We start from the raw sequence: 1,154 nt of genomic DNA on the forward strand, positions 1-1,154 counted from the left end.
AATCATGATTATAAAGGTACAGCTGAATTTTATGGTGGAAATTACGCCCAGATCTATAACTGGGTCAAAAAATATGAATCCAAGGGTGAAGACGCTCTAGAAGATAGACGTGGTAAACGTAAGGCAGAAGAACAATTGACTGATTTGGAAAAAGCAAAACGCAGAATAGCCGAGCTTGAAAGAATCAACAGACGACAGGAGATGGAGCTTGAACTATTAAAAAAAGACGAAGCCTTCGAAAAGACCTGTTTGGCGAGTCTTCCGAAGGCTAAAAGAATTTATCTTATAAGAAAACAAAAGATAAAAAATTATTCGCTAATACAATCGTTACATGAGGATCGCAACTGGCCGATAAAGGAGATGTGCTCAATCATGGGCATCAGCAGAAGTGCATATTATAAGTGGCTACACTCATCACCTTCTTACAAACAATTGGACAAACAACATGAAGATGAAAGAATTACATCTAGAATCAGGGAAATATCAAATTCCAACGGCTCTCTTTTTGGCACTATGACCATGTACTACACTCTAAGAAACGAAGGATATGGATGTGGTCATAATAGAGTCTATCGATTGATGTGCATCAATGATATCAAATCCTCTTATAGACGTAGATCCAGATACAAATACATTCGATCTAATGCAGAACATACGGCAGAAAACATTCTTAACAGAGATTTCAATACGACAGGTCCAAATCAAAAATGGTGTACGGATGTTACGGAAATCAAGATACCTGCAACAGGGGAGAAACTATTCATATCGCCTATGATTGATCTCTATGACAGGTTTCCGGTAGCTTTAGAAGTATCAGATAAAAACGATGCATTTTTAGCTGATCAGACACTAGAAAACGCTCATAATGCATATCCTGAGGCAACACCCTTAGTACATTCAGACAGAGGATTCGCCTATACAAGACAAGTATATAGATTTAAGCTGGATGAATATGGAATGTCACAATCTATGTCACGTGTATCAAAGTGCATCGATAACGGTGTGTGTGAAGGCTTCCAGGGACAATTTAAAGACATGTTGTTTATTCTGTATCCAAACATAACATCTAAAGAAGAGATGAGACAAGCTATCAAAGGAACCTTAGATTATTACATCAATCATTATCCTCAAAAAAGATTGAATGGTAAAACATG

1 protein-coding gene is annotated in these 1,154 nt (G+C 37.2%); it reads left to right on the forward strand.

Going from position 1 to position 1,154, the window contains the following annotated elements:
- The coding region (locus FYJ50_RS10445; protein WP_154461698.1) for an IS3 family transposase at positions 1-1,154 on the forward strand (1,154 nt) is incomplete at both ends.

It is taken from the genome of Floccifex porci (assembly GCF_009696175.1).
Lineage (GTDB): Bacteria > Bacillota_I > Bacilli_A > Erysipelotrichales > Erysipelotrichaceae > Floccifex > Floccifex porci.